Below are 16,066 nucleotides of genomic sequence, written 5' to 3'. Positions count from 1 at the left end.
GTATTCAACCGGATGCGGCCCGCGACGGCGCTAAAGCCGAAATGAAAAAACCCGCCTCGGTCGGCGGGTCGTCGGCGCGAATGAGCAACCATACGGAAATTAGTAGCATAGCTGCCGGCACAAAGCAAGAACAAAATACGCCATCCAGGAATAAATCGCTTCAGCGTGCGATGCCGGCCGGCGACATACCCGGCCTCAGTCGTCCGCGTCCGGATCATCGGAGGCCGGCCGCCAGCTGATCGGCTCGATCTTCTTTTGCGTATGGCCGTCCGTATAGGCCCACCAGCCGGCATCGCTTTCGTCCCAGTCGCCGCCGGCCGCCTTCAGCCGGTCGAGCGAACGGTATTGCGCGATGCTCTCGTTCATGACGCCGTCGCTGTCCTGCCAGTAGACGGTGACCTTGGAACCGTCCTTCGGCGCCGTTTCGATTGATTTTCGGGCAGCCATTTCAGTTCCTCCCGGCCGACGGCGATAAATTGCCAGAAGGCCATCAGCTATGGGCGAAGATATCCTCTTCATCCCAGCCCATCAGGTCGAGTTTCGCACGGGTCGGCAGGAAGCGGAAGCAGGCATCGGCTTCCTTGGTCCGGTTGTCGCGCGCCAGCCGCGCGCCCAGCACGTCGCGCAGCCGGTGCAGATAGAGCACGTCGGACGCGGCATATTCGAGTTGCTCGGGCGACAGTGTCTCGGCCGCCCAGTCCGACGATTGCTGCGCCTTCGACAGTCCGACCCCGAGAAGCTCGAAGCAGATGTCCTTCAGCCCATGCCGGTCGGTGTAGGTGCGCGTCAGCCGCGACGCGATCTTGGTGCAGAACACCGGTTCCGGCATGACGCCGAAGGCGTTGTAGAGCACGGCGAGGTCGAAGCGGCCGTAATGGAAGAGCTTGGTGATGCTGCGGTTGCGCAGCAGGCTGACCAGGTTCGGCGCCTTCTTCTGGCCGGGCGCGATCTGGATGACGTCGGCCGAGCCGTCGCCCGGCGAGATCTGTACGACGCAGAGCCGGTCGCGGTGCGGGTTCAGCCCCAGCGTCTCGGTGTCGATGGCGACCGCCCCGACATCGTAATGCAGCAGGCCGGGCAGATCGTTCTTGTGGAAACGGATGTCGCTCATCGTCTTCTCCGGTCGCGGCCCCGTGCACAGACGCGCGACGGACCATGCCCGTCCTTGCCGTGATCCGGTGAAAAATCAACAGAAAGTTGATCATGGCGCAATTTCAGCGTGTCAGCGCCTCGAGAATGCGCGCCCAGGAGCGCTGGCCCTTGTGGAAGGAACTCATCTCGTACTTTTCATTCGGCGAGTGGATGCGGTCGTCGTCGAGGCCGAAACCGACCAGCAGCGATTCCATGCCGAGATAGGTCTGGAAATCGCCGACCACAGGGATCGAGCCGCCGCTGCCGGTCACCACGGCCGGCTTCGGCCATTCGTCGGAGAGCGCCTGCTTGGCCTTGGCCAGAAAGGGCGAGTCGTAGGAAAGCTGGATTGCCGGCGAGGCGCCATGCGGGTGGAACTCGACCGCGCAGTCCGCCGGCACACGTTCCCTGGCGAACGCCTGGAAGGCGGCGCGGATCTTCTCCGGATCCTGTTTGTGGACGAGGCGAAAGGAGACTTTTGCCGAAGCTTGCGCCGCGATCACCGTCTTGAAGCCCTTGCCGGTATAGCCGCCGATGATGCCGTTGAACTCGGCCGTCGGCCGCGCCCAGGTCAGCTCGAGTACCGAGCGGCCCTTTTCGCCGGACGGGATCGACAGGCCGATGGGGCCGAGGAAGGTCTCGGCGGTCTCGCCGAGCGACAGCCACGACTGCAATATCTGCGAGGGCGTTTCCTCGACGCCGTCATAGAACCCCGGAATGGTGACGTGACCGTCCTGGTCGTGGATGTCGGCGAGGATTTTTGCCAGGATGCGGATCGGATTGGCGGCGGCGCCGCCATAGAGCCCGGAATGCAGGTCGCGATCGGCGGCCGTCACCGTGATCTCCTCGCCGACCAGACCGCGCAGCGAGACGCAGATCGACGGCGTATCGCGGTCCCACATGCCGGTGTCGCAGACCAGCGCGAAATCGGCCCTGAGCTCGTCCGCATTCGCTTCGAGAAACGGCTTCAGTGACGGCGACCCGGACTCCTCCTCGCCCTCGAACAGGATCGTGATGCGGCACGGCAATCCGCCATGCACCTGCTTCCATGCGCGGCAGGCCTCGACGAAGGTCATCAGCTGACCCTTGTCGTCGGCCGCGCCGCGGCCGGTGATCACCTTGTGGCCGGGCTCGATCTCCTTGACCGCTGGCGCGAACGGGTCGCTTTCCCACAGTTCGATCGGATCGACCGGCTGCACGTCGTAATGGCCGTAAAACAGCAAATGCGGCGCGCCCGCCGGCCCGTCGTGATGCGCGACCACCATCGGATGGCCAGGCGTGTCGCGCACGCTGGCGTCGAAGCCGATCAGCTTGAGCTCGGCGACCAGCCATTCGGCGGCCTTGCGGCAGTCGGCCGCGTAGTCCGGATCGGTGGAGATCGACTTGATGCCGAGCAGGCCGAACAGGCGTTCGAGGCTCTGGTCGAAATTCTTGTCGAGGCGGTCGAGTACCGGGGAAACTGCAGACATCTGGCGGGCCTTTCGATTCTGGCGGCGAATCTAGAGCCCATACGGCGAAACGGAAAGCCCGCGACCGTTAGGCCACAAGGTAGGATCCTGTCGAAAGGCAAAAAAATGCCGCCGTGGTGGAGGGGGAACCACGGCGGCCTTACTCGAAACGATGCGGCAGCCCGGAGAGGGGGGATAGGCTGCCGCAAGTGTCCGGGATAGGCGGGGGACGGGCCTTGCTCCGGACTTCGGCGAAAACTGCCGATGCCATTTATTTGTGTCTCCGAACATGGCGATTCAAGGGCACAAAAATTACACTTTCGTAACATAGGCGTGAGCGAACAAAGCTCTGAACCAGGCTCTGAACCAAGCCCTCATGGGCCAGCTCTGTCAGGGTGTTGCCGGAACCCTTGCCTGAAGCCGCGTTTGGCATGGACCGCGGCGCTGCGCCGCGCTATCCCTCGTGCCATGAAAAAAGGCGATCATCTCTTCCTTATCGACGGCTCCGGCTACATCTTCCGGGCCTATCACGCGCTCCCGCCGCTGACCCGCAAGTCCGACGGGCTGCCGACCAGTGCCGTGCTCGGCTTCTGCAACATGGTCTGGAAACTGACGCAGGACGCCCGCAACACCGATGTCGGCATCGTGCCGACGCATTTCGCCGTGATCTTCGACTATTCGTCGAAAACCTTTCGCAACCACCTCTACCCTGAATACAAGGCCAACCGCTCGGCGCCGCCGGAAGATTTGATCCCGCAATTCGGCCTGATTCGCCAGGCGACCAGGGCCTTCAACCTGCCCTGTATCGAGACGGAAGGCTACGAGGCCGACGACCTGATCGCCACCTATTGCCGGCTTGCCTGTGAAGCCGGCGCCGATACCACCATCATCTCTTCCGACAAGGATCTGATGCAACTGGTTGGCCCTTCGGTCGCCATGTACGACCCGATGAAGGACCGTCAGATCGGCGTTCCCGAGGTGATCGAGAAATGGGGCGTGCCGCCGGAGAAAATGATCGACCTGCAGGCGCTGACCGGCGATTCGGTCGACAATGTGCCGGGCGTGCCCGGCATCGGGCCGAAGACGGCGGCGCAATTGCTCGAACAGTTCGGCGACCTCGACACGCTGCTCGCCCGCGCCGGCGAGATCAAGCAGGACAAGCGGCGCGAATCGATCATCGCCAACGCCGACAAGGCGCGCATTTCGCGTGATCTGGTGACGCTGAAGAATGACGTGCCGGTGACCGAGGGGCTCGACGAGTTCGTGTTGCACGCGCCGGACGGTCCCAGGCTGATCGGCTTTCTCAAGACCATGGAATTCTCGACGCTGACCCGCCGCGTCGCCGAAGCGACCGGAACCGACGCAGGCGACGTTGCGGCCACTGCCGTCACGATAGAGCGTGCCGATACCGCGCATGGCCCCGACATGGGTTTTGGCGTGCCCGCGGCCGCCGAGAGCGCACCGGGCGTCAAGTCGGACGAAGCGGCGTCCGAAGCCCCGGCCGAAGCCACGCAAGGCGACACCCCATCTCTGCTTTCGGCGCTTCGCCTGGAGGCTGCCACCGCCCGTAAGATCGACACCGGCGCCTATGCCTGCATCCGCGACGCCGCGACGCTGAAGGCCTGGATCGCCGAGGCGATGGAGACCGGCATCGTCGCCTTCGACGTTAAGGCCTCCTCACCCGATCCGATGCGGGCCGAACTGATCGGCCTTGCCATGGCCGTCGCGCCCGGCCACGCCGCCTATGTGCCGCTTGCCCACAAGAACGGCAACGGCGACCTGCTCGGCGGCGGCGCGGTCGAAAACCAGATCCCGATCCGCGACGCGCTGGCGTTGCTGAAGCCGCTGCTCGAGGACAAATCCGTCCTCAAGATCGTGCACGACATGAAATACCGCCTTGTCGTCATGAGCCGTCACGGCATCGAGATCGGCCCCTATGACGACACTATGCTGATCTCCTACGTGCTCGAGGCCGGCACCCATGGTGGCCATGGGCTGGAGGCGCTGGCCGATAAATGGCTCGGCCACTCGACCATTCCGCTGAAGGAACTCGCCGGTTCGGGAAGAAGCTTCGTCGGCCTCGATCAGGCCGACCTCGGCAAGGCGACCGCCTACGGCGCCGAGCACGCCGACGTCGCGCTCAGGCTCTGGCAGGTGCTGAAGCCACGGCTTGCCGCCAAGGGCCTTGTCTCGGTCTATGAACGGCTAGAACGGCCGCTGGTGCCGGTATTGGCGAGGATGGAACAGCGCGGCATCTCCGTCGACCGGCAGATCCTGTCGCGGCTCTCCGGCGAACTGGCACAGGGTGCCGCGCGGCTCGAGGACGAGATCTATCAGCTGGTCGGCGAGCGCATCAACATCGGCTCGCCAAAACAGCTCGGCGACATCCTGTTCGGCAGGATGGGCCTGCCCGGCGGTTCTAAAACCAAGACCGGCCAATGGTCGACCTCGGCGCAGCTTCTCGAAGACCTCGCCGCCGAAGGCCACGAATTGCCGCGCAAGATCGTCGACTGGCGCCAGCTGACCAAGCTGAAATCGACCTATACCGATGCGCTGCCCGGCTTCATCCATCCCGACACCGGGCGCGTCCACACCTCCTACGCGCTTGCCGCGACGACAACCGGCCGGCTGTCGTCCTCGGACCCCAATCTGCAGAATATTCCGGTGCGCACCGTCGAGGGCCGAAAGATCAGGACGGCCTTCATCGCCGACAAGGGCAACAAGCTGGTTTCCGCCGACTACAGCCAGATCGAATTGCGCGTGCTCGCCCATGTCGCCGAAATCCCGCAGCTCAAGCAGGCCTTCGCCGACGGCGCCGACATCCACGCCATCACCGCCTCGGAAATGTTCAACGTGCCGGTCGAGGGCATGCCTTCCGAAGTGCGCCGCCGTGCCAAGGCGATCAATTTCGGCATCATCTACGGCATTTCGGCCTTTGGCCTCGCCAACCAGCTGTCGATCGCGCGCGAGGAAGCCGGCGACTACATCAAGAAATATTTCGAGCGCTTCCCCGGCATCCGCGACTATATCGACGCGACCAAGGCCTATGCCCGCGAGCACGGCTTCGTCGAAACCATTTTTGGCCGCCGCATCCACTATCCGGAGATACGCTCGTCAAATCCCTCGGTCCGCGCGTTCAACGAGCGCGCCTCGATCAATGCACGCCTGCAGGGCACCGCCGCCGACATCATCCGCCGCGCCATGATCCGTATGGACGAGGCGCTGGAAAAGGCGAAGCTTTCCGCCCGCATGCTGCTGCAGGTGCATGACGAGCTGGTTTTCGAGACGGCCGAAGCCGAGGTCGAGGCGACGATCCCCGTCGTCTGCCATGTCATGGAGAACGCCGCCATGCCGGCGGTATCGATGTCGGTGCCGCTGCACGTCGACGCCCGCGCCGCCAACAACTGGGAAGAGGCACATTGAGGCGGGGCCGCTGAGCCGCCCTGCGAATGGCGGCTTCTGCATTTTCACAACAGCACCAACTGACAGTCCTCGGCGCCGCCCCTCATCGCCCTGCCGGGCACTTCTCCCCGTAAATGACGGGGAGAAGGAAGCCGGCACCAACGCTGGCGACCCCCTCTCCCCGTCCTTCACGGGGAGAGGGTGAGGGTGAGGGGCAGCGCAAACGGCTGGAATGGGCGCAAAGTGAAAATCCAAACCCGTCCCCAGTGTGATACAAAGCCCCCATGATCACCAAGACACTCCAGAATCTGGTAAAGCATGCGGAAGCTTGGCCTCGCGAAGACCAGGAGGAGCTTGCCGACTATGCCCGCCTCATCAAGGCCCGCCGAACCGGTCTATATGCCACGTCCGAATCGGAGCGCAGCGCCGTCAGAGCAGGACTCGCGGAGGCCGACCACGGCACTTTCGTAGATGAGGATACACTCTAGCGTCACCCGACAAGACGTAAAAGGCTCCCTTGCCTTGTCTCTGAGGCTCCGGCCTCAAGCCGCTTCGGCCAAACACTTCGCACAAGTCCCACGAAACTCGATCACCGCCTTTTTGGCGGCGAAGCCGGTCGAGCGCACCCATTCGTCGAGCCGGTGGCCGACATCGTGGTCGGAGAACTCGGTCACCTGGCCGCAGGCATCGCAGATGGCAAACGCTGTCATCGAATGGCTATGGTCGTGCGGCTCGGCACAGGCGACGAAGGAATTGAGGCTTTCGAGCCTGTGCACGAAGCCGGACTTCACCAGCGTGTCTAACGCCCGGTAGACCTGCAGCGGGGCGCGGAAACCGCGCTCGCGCAGCTGGTCGAGCAACGTATAGGCGCTGAGCGGCCCGCTGGCAGCCTCGAGTTTCTCGAGCACGCAAAGCTGGTTCTTCGTCAGTACATCCCTTGCCGCCATGATCCCGTTCCAAGCCGTTCCGTGCCGATGGCCGCTGTTGGGCATGCAATCAGGCCTCTTCCATCCAGATAGCGACGAACCGCCTTTTTTGCTACTGTTTCTATTCGCGGCCGGTGGTCGGCCGGGCAGCGGCGCGATATTCAAAATACTGACAAAATCCTCGGCCAGGCTGGCCGTGCTTGGAAATTCGATCGGGCTTGGGGAAGCAATCATGATCAAATTGACTCGGCGGACGCTGCTTGCCGGCACGTCCGCGCTGGCGGCCGCCGGCTTGCTTCCGTTCCGGGCATTCGCAGCGGCGCGCACCTACCACGCGCTGCTCGTTGCTTGCACCGATTATCCGAACCTGCCGCGGAAGAACTGGCTGATCGGACCGAAGAACGATGCCGGCCTGGTGCGCGATTTCCTTCTGAAGAACACGCCCGCGCCGGTGAAGTTCTCAGCCGAAAACGTCACGCTGCTCGCCAAGGATGTCGAGGGCGCCAACGGACCGCCGACACATGCGGCGATCAAGGCGGCACTCGCCGACCTTGCCGCCAAAGTCCAGCGCGCCGATTTCGTCTACCTGCATTTGTCCGGCCATGGTGCGCAGCAGCCCGCGGCGAACAAGGGCGACGAGACCGACGGCCTCGACGAGATTTTCTTGCCGTCCGACATCGACAAATGGGTCAACCGCGAAAAGGGCGTGCCCAATGCGCTGGTCGACAACGAGATCGGCACCGCGCTCGACGCCATCCGCGACAAGGGCGCCTTTATCTGGGCCGTGTTCGACTGCTGCCATTCCGGCACGGCGACGCGCGCGGCCGAGGTCGACGACGAGCTGGAACGCAAGGTCGAGTTCGCCGATCTGGTCGGCGGCGACGACGCTGCCAGGGCGGCTGCGGTGAAAGCCTATGACGAGATTGCGTCCGCCACGTCGCGCGGCTTTGACGGGGACGGCCAGCGCAAGCCGGCCTTCAAGCTGACGCCGACCGGCGCCGAGCCGACCACCAAGGGTAAGTTGGTCGCCTTCTACGCGGCGCAGACGGTGGAGACGACACCTGAGATGCCACTGCCCAAGGGCACGGCCGATGCGCCTCGATTCGGCCTGTTCACCTTCACCATCCTGTCGAAATTGGCCGAGAACCCCAACATCACCTACCGCCAGCTCGGCCAGGCGGTGCTGCAGCAGTATTCGGCGGACGGCCGCAACCGGCCAACGCCGCTATTCGAGGGAGAACTCGACGCACGCGTGTTCGGCACCGACAAGACCGACGCGGTCATGCAGTGGCCGGTCGTCGTCAAGGACGATAACGCCACGATCGGCGCCGGACTGCTGCACCGCCTCACCCCCGGCAGCAAGCTTGCAATATTGCCCTCGGCGCTGTCGCCGCTGTCCGAAGCGCTTGGTTATCTCCAGGTGCAATCGGCGAAGAATCTGGAAAGCCGCGTCAAGCCGGTCGAGTTCGGCGGCAAGCCGGCGCTCAGGCTGGCCGACATCCCCGCCAATGCCTATGCGCGGCTTGCCGAGCTCGCCGTCGATTACAAGCTCGTGATCGCACGGCCGGCGGCGACCAAGGGCCTGGAGACGGAGGCCGCGCTCGCCAGTTCGGTCCTCGACGAACTGGCGGCCAGGGAGAACTCAGGTTTCCATATCGCACTGGTCGAGCCGGGCAAGGGCGCCGATCTGCGTCTCGCCGTGCTGCGCGAGAATGCCGTCGCCGGCGCTGCAGAAGATGCCACCGACGCGCCGGCACTGTGGTTTCTGCCGGCTTCGGGCGACATGACGCTCAAGGACGGCAGCAAGCCGCCGCTGATCGTCATTCATCCGGATGACCACGGAAAGTTGGTCGATGCCGCGGCCAAGAACCTGACGAAAATCTTTCGCGCCATCGGCCTGTCGAGGCTGGCCGCCGCTTCGGACTATCGGCCGGAAGAGGTCGACGTCGAGTTCCGGATCAAGCGCCTCGATAGTGACACGCTGCAGCCGATCGAGCCGTCGACGGTGCCGCGTGTTTCGCCCGATGATCAGGTGCATGTTTTGGCCAGGAACAGCTCGGCGAACCTGGTTGACATCAACGTGCTCTATGTCGGCTCTGATTATTCCATCCAGCATTTTCTCGCCGAGCGCCTAACCGAGGGAGCCGTCCTCGAGGAAGGCCTGTTCAAATTCACCGACACCAGCTTCGGCATGGAGCGGATGATCGCCGTCTTGACCCAAGCGCCGCCGCAGAGCGAGAAGCAGGATCTGAGCTTCCTGGCGCAAGAGGGCGTTGTCTCGGTAACGCGCGGACTGGGACAGCCAAGCTTCTCCGACATGCTGGCCGATATCGGCATGGCGCCGGCGACGCGGTCGGCCATGCGGCTTACCGACGACAAGGCATCGAAGGGCGCCGTGATGATCTTCCCGATGGAGACGGTGCCGCGCGCTTGAGGCGACATCAAGCGCCCGGCCAGGCCTCTTGCCTAGGCGGCTGACAATGAACATTCTTCGACCGCCGCTGTCGGCGGCGGAACGAAACGGATGAGGGCGTTCGTGAACAGGATCGTATTTTCGTGGCGCGCAACAACCGCCGGCTTTGTCGCCGGGCTGTTGCTGGCCGCCAATGCCTCGGCGGACGAGGCCTGCGGCCTCTGCGCCAAGGAGGTCGTCATCAACTCCGAGTTGGCGAGTTGCTTTCTCGACCAGTATGACCAGATCGCCAAAACCGGCAACACCGCCGTCGTGGTCGATCTCAGCAGCTGCGCCTCGCGCGGCGTGGTCGAGCCATTGCCGTCGCCGGGCAAGGCGCAGGTGGAGCCTGACGTGCAGTTCATCGTTTCGCGCGCGCAGCTGGATTGCCTGAAGAAGAAGCTTGAGACGCCGGGTATCGTGCTCGACCCGTCCGCCACCATAGAACTGGACAGCTGCGGATGACAAAAGCGGGGGGCATCGCAACACAGCAGGCAGTGTCAGCGCCGACATCGGAAAAGAAACCGGTGTCACTGCCGGAAACCGTCGAAGGCCTGCCGTGGGTGAGCAATCACGAGGTCAAGAAGGAGGCGAACCCGTTCACCGATCGCGACTGGCGCATGCTCGTCTATGCCTGGTCCGGATTGCTTGTACGCCTGGCGATCATCTTCACCTTGATCTTTTCGGTCTACCAGTTCCTGGCAAACCAGGAGCAGAAGCGCGTCGAGCAGACGATGTCGCTGGTCGAGCTCTGGGAAAGCAAGGACTACCAGCAGGCGCAACGGGCCCTCAAGCAACGCCTTGCAGCACTCAATGCCAAATACGGCAATCTGCTCAGCGCCAATCCGACGCCGACCGAGGAACAGGTGTTCAGGCAACGCATTGGTATCGAGGCGATGAGCGCAACTGGCGGCGACATGCCGCTTGCCGAGTTCAGCGACAATTTCGACCGCGTCGTCTATTTCCTCAACCGCCTTTCCTTCTGCGTCGAAGGCGGGCTGTGCTCGCGTGAGGTCGCCGACTCTTATTTCCGCGACTATGCCGCTTCCTTCTGGAGCTATTTTGCCGGCTATATCGACAAGGAGCGCAAGGCCGGTTCGCCGACTTTCGCCCTGCCGATCGAGAACTATGTCCGCCAGGCGCCACCCTCGGCCCAGTCCAGATAATCCCCGAAAATGCGAAAGCCGGCGACGGAAATGCTCCGCCGCCGGCTTTGGTTTGGAGCATTTTGCAGCCAAGTGTAATCACAGTTGGCGTCGCAGAAATGCGGCTAAAATAAATAGCCCGCCCCGACGATCACGCGGCGGAAATTCTGCTGGCCTATTTGTACAGGCTGTTGATCCACAGGACGTTAATGGCGTTCAGACGCACGGCGGTATTCGCATCCGGGCTCTCGGCCACGTTCACGCCGGTGATGACGCGCTGCTTGGAGCCATTGTCATAGGCATAGACCGAGCTGCCGCTCGATCCTGGATAAGTGTCGCAGTCGTACTGGAAATACTCGGTGGCGATGTTTTCGGCGTGCACTTCGCAGGTCGCCTTCCACATCGTGCCCATCGGCTTGTCGCCGGGATAGCCGATGATGTTGGCAGTGAAATCGCCGAGATCCACATAATTGGCATAGCCCAGCCAGCCGAGATTGGTGCCGACATCCTGCTTCAGGGTGACGATGCCGAGATCCCACGGCACGACCGAGCCGTAAAAGCCCTGATAATTGTCGATGAAGCCCTGGACGATATAGGCGCTTTCATAAGTGAAGGCGCCGAACGGTGCGTCGTCGGCTGTCTTCCCGTTGAGAGCCGGCACGAACAGGATATCGTCGAGCCAGGCCTTGTCTTCGTGACTGTAGAGGCAGTGCGCCGCGGTGAGTACCGTGCGCGGACCGATCAGCGTCGCCGAGCAGCTGCCATAGCTGCCGCTCTTCGATTTGCCTTCGAGGTAGCCGATCGCGGTGAACGGGTAGGTTTTGGTATTCTTGATCTGCTCGCGGTCGTCCGCCCCGAACACCTGGCGGCCGGCCTCTTCGCCTCCGCTTAGCCCGGAATTGTCGGACTTCTGCCCCTCGGCGGGCGCGTTCATTTCCTTGATGACAAGGTCCTTCAGCGTTTCGTTCGGGTCGATCTTGATGTCCTTGCCATCGGCGGAACGGCCGACGATGCCATAGGATTTGACCGCCGTTGCTTCGTCGGCGAGCGGCGCGGCGCGGTTGGCCTCGTCGTCGGTCAGTTTCAGCGGAGCGATCGGCTTCGCCCGGCCGGGCTTGTAATCGCCCGATGTCACGTCCCGCATGCTTTCGCCGTTGCCGGCATTGGCGGAACCTGGATCGGCAGCTAACGCAGGAACCGCCCACATTGCGGTGGAAAGCAACGCGGACGCAATAATGCTATGTGTCAGTTTTGTCATGGTGAGACTCTCCCAAAAGTCAGCAAGGACTGGATCAAGATCGAGAAATATTGTCGAGATAGTGGTGGCGCCGAAAAATGAGATTGGTTGCCGGCGCCTTTACCGGGCCATTATTCAGTGCAGCCAGTTTAGGTCCTCGCCAAAAATGCCCGCAACGGTATACTGCCTAAAATAATCCAACATTGGCAACGACAAATTGCTTCCACATAGCCCGTGGGGGGCTATAGGATTTTGGGCGGGTTTGGCTCGACAGCACGATTAGCAGAAGTGGTGCTCGGTTTTGTGACAGATCGTGCTTCGCCTTGGAGCATGACCTCACCGGCCGGTTCCATTTCAGTGGATTATGCGTCGAGGCTGATCTGTCGGAACATCGTCTGAGGGGGTTCGTGGTGAAGATCATCCATAGGTTCAGACCGATTGCTGCCGCCTCGCTGCTTGGCATCGCGGCGGCCTTGCCGGTCGTCAATTCCGTTCATGCCACGGACGCGGCCGCCCGGCCGGAGGTGGCGATCTCGCCGATGAAACGCGTGGCCGAGTCCCGGGCAAAAGCCAAGGCGGAGAACCCCGACGGCGCCGATCGCGTCTACGGCGGCAAGCAGGCCGAGACGGGCGCCTACCCGTTCCAGGTGGCATTGCTGACCACCGACAGACTGGACGAACGCCCGGCCTCGCAGGCGAATGCGCAGTTCTGCGGCGGCAGCCTGATTGCGCCGCAATGGGTGCTGACGGCGGCGCACTGCCTCAATGACGACGGCCAGCCGATTTCGCCTGATGTGGTCACCGTGCTCACCGGCGCCACCGATCTCAGCGAGGGCAAGCGTTACAAGGCGGTGGAGATCATCGTCAACGAAGGCTACAGCGAGCAGACGCTGGACAACGATCTCGGCCTGATCCGGCTGGCCTCGCCGGCCGATGCCCCGACCATCAAATTTGCCCGTGAGCCGACCCCCGACGCCGGCAAAACGACGGTCACCGGCTGGGGCAAGATGCAGGACGGAACATTTCCCACAGCGCTGATGGTCGCCGACCTGGACCTCCAGCCGAACGCAACCTGCAACAGCGGCATCAAGGCGATTTATGCGCATGATTTGAAGGCTGCGCTCGGCGAGCTCGCCCGCCGCATGCGTTACTCGGAAAGAGGCATCGAGGCGGCCGCCAACGCAATTGCTGCTGATATGGCCGATCCGCTGACCGGCAACATGATCTGCGCCGGCACCGCCAGCGGCGAGCGCGACGCCTGCAATGGCGACAGCGGCGGACCGCTGTTCATGACCGGCGCCGACGGTCCGGTGCAGGTCGGTGTCGTCAGCTGGGGCGAAGGTCCGGCCGACGGCAGCGCCGCCTGCGGCCACAAGAACGCTTACGGCATCTACACGCGGCTGGCCAACTACACTGGCTGGATCGAGGACAAGATGAAGACGGCGGCTCCCGCACCCGCAGCGCCCAAGGCGGCCCTCGGCACGGCTCAGAAGCCGGCGACGCCCTGACCGCGTTCGCCTGCTGAATGAACGGCGGGAGCAATCCCGCCGTTTCTGTCCGGAAACTTAAGGTTGGGACTAGAACCAGCGATCGCGGCGCTGGTCTGTGGCGGCCAAGGCGAGGCCCAGTAGCGCCCCTACGGCCGCTCCGAGTATGAAGGCGGACGATACTGTGCCAGGATTCTCCTGGACAACCCCGGACACTGTCTGCGCCCTGTTGCGGAGGGCTTGTGCCGTCCGAGAGGCGCGCTCAGCAGCGTTGTCATACCAATCGCCGGCGTCCTCGATCGCCTCTTCCGCGCGTTCGGCCAAGGTCCGGTTGATCTTGTTGATCTCGCGCCTCAGTTGCGCGACCTGCTTCTCCAGGGCTTCCTGAGCTTCACGCTGAGTCATTTTCGGTGCTGCGGATTCGTTCGGTTCGTCGGCCATCGTTATCTCCTTTGCTCAGGTTCGGATCAACGGCCGGCCCGCTATCTAGGTTCCTCCGCAAAACGCGTCTGTCCGGTGTTTGTTCGATGAAAATCCGGGTTTGTCCCGGCTTGTGTGAGAAATCGGCGCGAGCGTCGGATCGTTCCGGCACTCCCGGCGTTGGTGAAAACCCACAAGGGAGGAACCGCCATGGATGACGATCGGCATGAAAAAATTCGGCAGCGAGCATATGAAATCTGGGTGCGCGAGGGCCGCCCGCACGGCGCCCATGAGCGTCATTGGCAGCAGGCGAAACATGAGCTTGACCTCGACGACGCGGACCGCGTTCCGGCTGGAACGATCGCCAGTTCCGACGTTCTGACGGTCGAGGCGCTGGCGATGCGCACCGGGATAACCGGTGATCAGGCGCAAGACCTGATCGACAGACTTGGCAACGATAGAGCGACGCTCGAGGAAGCCGCGCGGAGCCTCAAGGCAGCCGAAAGTTAGCCGCTGGCTGTCGAGGTCGAAGACGGCTGCCAACTGAAGTGGCAAATCTGACCCCGCGCACGCGAGTTGCCGGACCCTGTGCGCGCCGGACTGGTGAGGCAGGCGGCCGATTGGCCTTGGTCAAGCGCCCGGGCGCATCTGACGGATCAACTCGACGGCGTTGTGGATCTGAGACCGATGAAGGACCGGCTGCCATCGTCGACGGGCTGTTCGATTTGCTCGACACGGATGTCGCGGCTCAAAAAGGTGCACCGTCATCGTAATTAAATTTCACCAGTTACCGGGTGGACTGTACTGAATGATAGCGATCTTTGCCTTACTATGCTGTAGATCCATTCAATTCATTGAGGTTTCCGTAATGAGTAATAGGATATCATGGGTTGAGAATACCGAAGTAACTTTGATTAGAATCGAATTGTATTCGGTTGTGATTGAAGCTTTATCCTTAGACATGGGCGATAGGATATCGACAGATATAAATAGAGATTTTAAAGTCTATATTTCAGATGAGCTCTCAAATTACGATGTCGTAAAACACAAAGGATCACTTCCAATTCTTTGGAAAATAGGTATGAGCATAGTTCCCGTAAAATTCGATCAAGACGCCCTCGAAATAGAGCTCAACGACGGCGGACGCATCTCTGTCGAACTAGAAATTGGAAAATTGGAGCAAGTTAGCTTTCGTCGCACAAAGCCAGATACACTCGAACACCTTCCCTGAAGCCTGGCAGGAATTACGAGGAATTACGGTGACAGTGCACTCTTTACTATGTTCGCCCGGCTGTCGTTGTGTAGATTGACCGCGTGGCTCACCATGCTCGCATCGTCGTTCCCGGTCTGAGCCGTGGATGCCGCAGTCGCCTACTTCCTTGGCGGACCCTTGCGCTCGGCCGACGCCGCCCAGAGATTGATATCCGACTCGCGTGCAAAGGTGTCGATCTCGGCGAGCTCGGCATCGCTGAAGTCGAGCGCCTTCAGCGCGCTGACGCAATCCTCGACCTGTTCCGGCCGGCTGGCGCCGATCAGCGCCGACGTCACCCTGCCCCTGCGCAGCACCCAGGCCAGCGCCATCTGCGCCAGCGTCTGGCCGCGGCGACGGGCGATCACGTTCAGCGCCTCGATATTGGCGATGGATTTGTCGTTGATGAAGGCCGGGCGCAGCGACTTGCCCTGGCTGGCGCGGCTGCCGTCGGGGATGCCGCCGAGATATTTGTCGGTCAGCATGCCTTGCGCCAGCGGTGAGAACACGATCGAACCGACGCCAAGCCCCTCAAGCGTATCGAGCAGGCCGTCATCCTCGACCCAGCGATTGAGCATCGAATAGCTCGGCTGATGGATCACGCAAGGCGTGCCGAGCTGTTTCAATATGTCGGCGGCCTCGCGTGTGCGCTGCGAATTGTAGGAGGAAATGCCGGCATAAAGCGCCTTGCCCGAGCGCACCGCGTGATCGAGCGCACCCATCGTCTCTTCCAGAGGTGTTTCGGGGTCGAAGCGGTGCGAATAGAAGATGTCGACATAGTCGAGCCCCATCCGCTTCAGGCTCTGGTCGAGGCTGGCCAGCACATATTTGCGCCCGCCCCACTCGCCATAAGGTCCTGCCCACATTTCGTAGCCGGCCTTGGTCGAGATGATCAGCTCGTCGCGATAGCCGGCAAAGTCCGTCCGCAGGATCTCGCCGAAAGCCCGCTCCGCCGAGCCGGGCGGCGGGCCGTAATTGTTGGCGAGGTCGAAATGCGTGACGCCGAGGTCGAAGGCCTTGCGGGTGATCGCCTGCTTGGTTCTATGCGGTGTGTCGTCGCCGAAATTGTGCCAGAGCCCAAGCGAGATCGCCGGCAGCTTCAGGCCGGACCGCCCGCAGCGATTGTAGATCATCTTTTCGTAGCGGTTTTCGGCGGGGACATAGGGCAT

14 protein-coding genes are annotated in these 16,066 nt (G+C 62.4%); 7 read left to right on the top strand and 7 right to left on the bottom strand.

All coding sequences use genetic code 11. The features are described from left to right. Positions 1-195 precede the first annotated feature (195 nt). The 3 genes from NKJ08_RS05760 to NKJ08_RS05750 all read right to left on the bottom strand — a co-directional run bounded on the left by NKJ08_RS05760 (position 196) and on the right by NKJ08_RS05750 (position 2,600). Entirely contained in the window at positions 196-447 is a 252-nt protein-coding gene (locus tag NKJ08_RS05760; protein WP_352525152.1) for a hypothetical protein, read from the bottom strand. Positions 448-490: 43 nt separating this feature from the next. Continuing rightward, entirely contained in the window at positions 491-1,111 is a 621-nt protein-coding gene (locus tag NKJ08_RS05755) for a ribonuclease D (protein ID WP_352525151.1), read from the bottom strand. A 103-nt stretch (positions 1,112-1,214) separates the two neighbouring features. Then, positions 1,215-2,600 (bottom strand): M20/M25/M40 family metallo-hydrolase, encoded by a 1,386-nt coding sequence (locus NKJ08_RS05750; protein ID WP_352525150.1) that lies wholly within the window; start codon positions 2,598-2,600, stop codon positions 1,215-1,217. A 447-nt stretch (positions 2,601-3,047) separates the two neighbouring features. Between NKJ08_RS05750 and polA the strand changes: the two genes are divergently transcribed. Continuing rightward, positions 3,048-6,002 carry a DNA polymerase I gene (polA, locus tag NKJ08_RS05745; RefSeq protein WP_352781528.1) on the top strand — a complete coding sequence of 985 codons (2,955 nt, stop codon included), beginning with the start codon at positions 3,048-3,050 and terminating at the stop codon, positions 6,000-6,002. Between the two features lie 521 nt (positions 6,003-6,523). On the opposite strand, the gene NKJ08_RS05740 is transcribed toward polA, so the two are convergent. Then, positions 6,524-6,928: a Fur family transcriptional regulator gene (locus tag NKJ08_RS05740; RefSeq protein WP_352525149.1), complete on the bottom strand. Its 405-nt coding sequence runs from the start codon at positions 6,926-6,928 to the stop codon at positions 6,524-6,526. A gap of 211 nt (positions 6,929-7,139) precedes the next feature. Here NKJ08_RS05740 and NKJ08_RS05735 point away from each other — a divergent pair, with 211 nt between their 5' ends. The 3 genes from NKJ08_RS05735 (at position 7,140) to NKJ08_RS05725 (ending at position 10,525) form a co-directional block, all read left to right on the top strand. Continuing rightward, on the top strand, positions 7,140-9,341 hold the full coding sequence (locus tag NKJ08_RS05735) for a caspase family protein (RefSeq protein WP_352781521.1): 2,202 nt from the start codon (positions 7,140-7,142) through the stop codon (positions 9,339-9,341). A gap of 102 nt (positions 9,342-9,443) precedes the next feature. After that, on the top strand, positions 9,444-9,824 hold the full coding sequence (locus NKJ08_RS05730) for a hypothetical protein (protein ID WP_352525145.1): 381 nt from the start codon (positions 9,444-9,446) through the stop codon (positions 9,822-9,824). After that, a complete protein-coding gene (locus NKJ08_RS05725) occupies positions 9,821-10,525 on the top strand; it encodes a DUF4760 domain-containing protein (RefSeq protein ID WP_352781520.1) in 705 nt (234 codons plus the stop codon). Before NKJ08_RS05730 ends, NKJ08_RS05725 begins: the two co-directional genes overlap by 4 nt. A gap of 154 nt (positions 10,526-10,679) precedes the next feature. Here the strand turns inward: NKJ08_RS05725 and NKJ08_RS05720 are convergent, their stop codons facing one another. Continuing rightward, positions 10,680-11,762, bottom strand: coding sequence for a trypsin-like serine peptidase (locus NKJ08_RS05720; RefSeq protein ID WP_352781519.1), 1,083 nt, complete (start codon positions 11,760-11,762; stop codon positions 10,680-10,682). Positions 11,763-12,151: 389 nt separating this feature from the next. Between NKJ08_RS05720 and NKJ08_RS05715 the strand changes: the two genes are divergently transcribed. Further along, a complete protein-coding gene (locus tag NKJ08_RS05715; protein WP_352781518.1) occupies positions 12,152-13,249 on the top strand; it encodes a S1 family serine peptidase in 1,098 nt (365 codons plus the stop codon). A 69-nt stretch (positions 13,250-13,318) separates the two neighbouring features. Here NKJ08_RS05715 and NKJ08_RS05710 read toward each other — a convergent pair whose 3' ends face one another. Further along, entirely contained in the window at positions 13,319-13,669 is a 351-nt protein-coding gene (locus NKJ08_RS05710) for a hypothetical protein (RefSeq protein WP_352781517.1), read from the bottom strand. A 189-nt stretch (positions 13,670-13,858) separates the two neighbouring features. On the opposite strand from NKJ08_RS05710, the gene NKJ08_RS05705 reads away from it, so the two are divergent. Next, entirely contained in the window at positions 13,859-14,158 is a 300-nt protein-coding gene (locus NKJ08_RS05705; RefSeq protein WP_352525140.1) for a DUF2934 domain-containing protein, read from the top strand. A 358-nt stretch (positions 14,159-14,516) separates the two neighbouring features. Continuing rightward, on the top strand, positions 14,517-14,879 hold the full coding sequence (locus NKJ08_RS05700) for a hypothetical protein (RefSeq protein ID WP_352781516.1): 363 nt from the start codon (positions 14,517-14,519) through the stop codon (positions 14,877-14,879). A gap of 140 nt (positions 14,880-15,019) precedes the next feature. On the opposite strand, the gene mgrA is transcribed toward NKJ08_RS05700, so the two are convergent. Then, positions 15,020-16,066, bottom strand: a complete 1,047-nt coding sequence (mgrA, locus tag NKJ08_RS05695) for an L-glyceraldehyde 3-phosphate reductase (protein ID WP_352525138.1) — start codon at positions 16,064-16,066, stop codon at positions 15,020-15,022.

This window comes from Mesorhizobium sp. M0244 (assembly GCF_040321795.1).
In the GTDB taxonomy this organism is placed as follows: domain Bacteria; phylum Pseudomonadota; class Alphaproteobacteria; order Rhizobiales; family Rhizobiaceae; genus Mesorhizobium.
The sequence above is the reverse complement of the archived record's forward strand: the minus strand, read 5'-3'. Positions and strand labels throughout refer to the sequence as shown.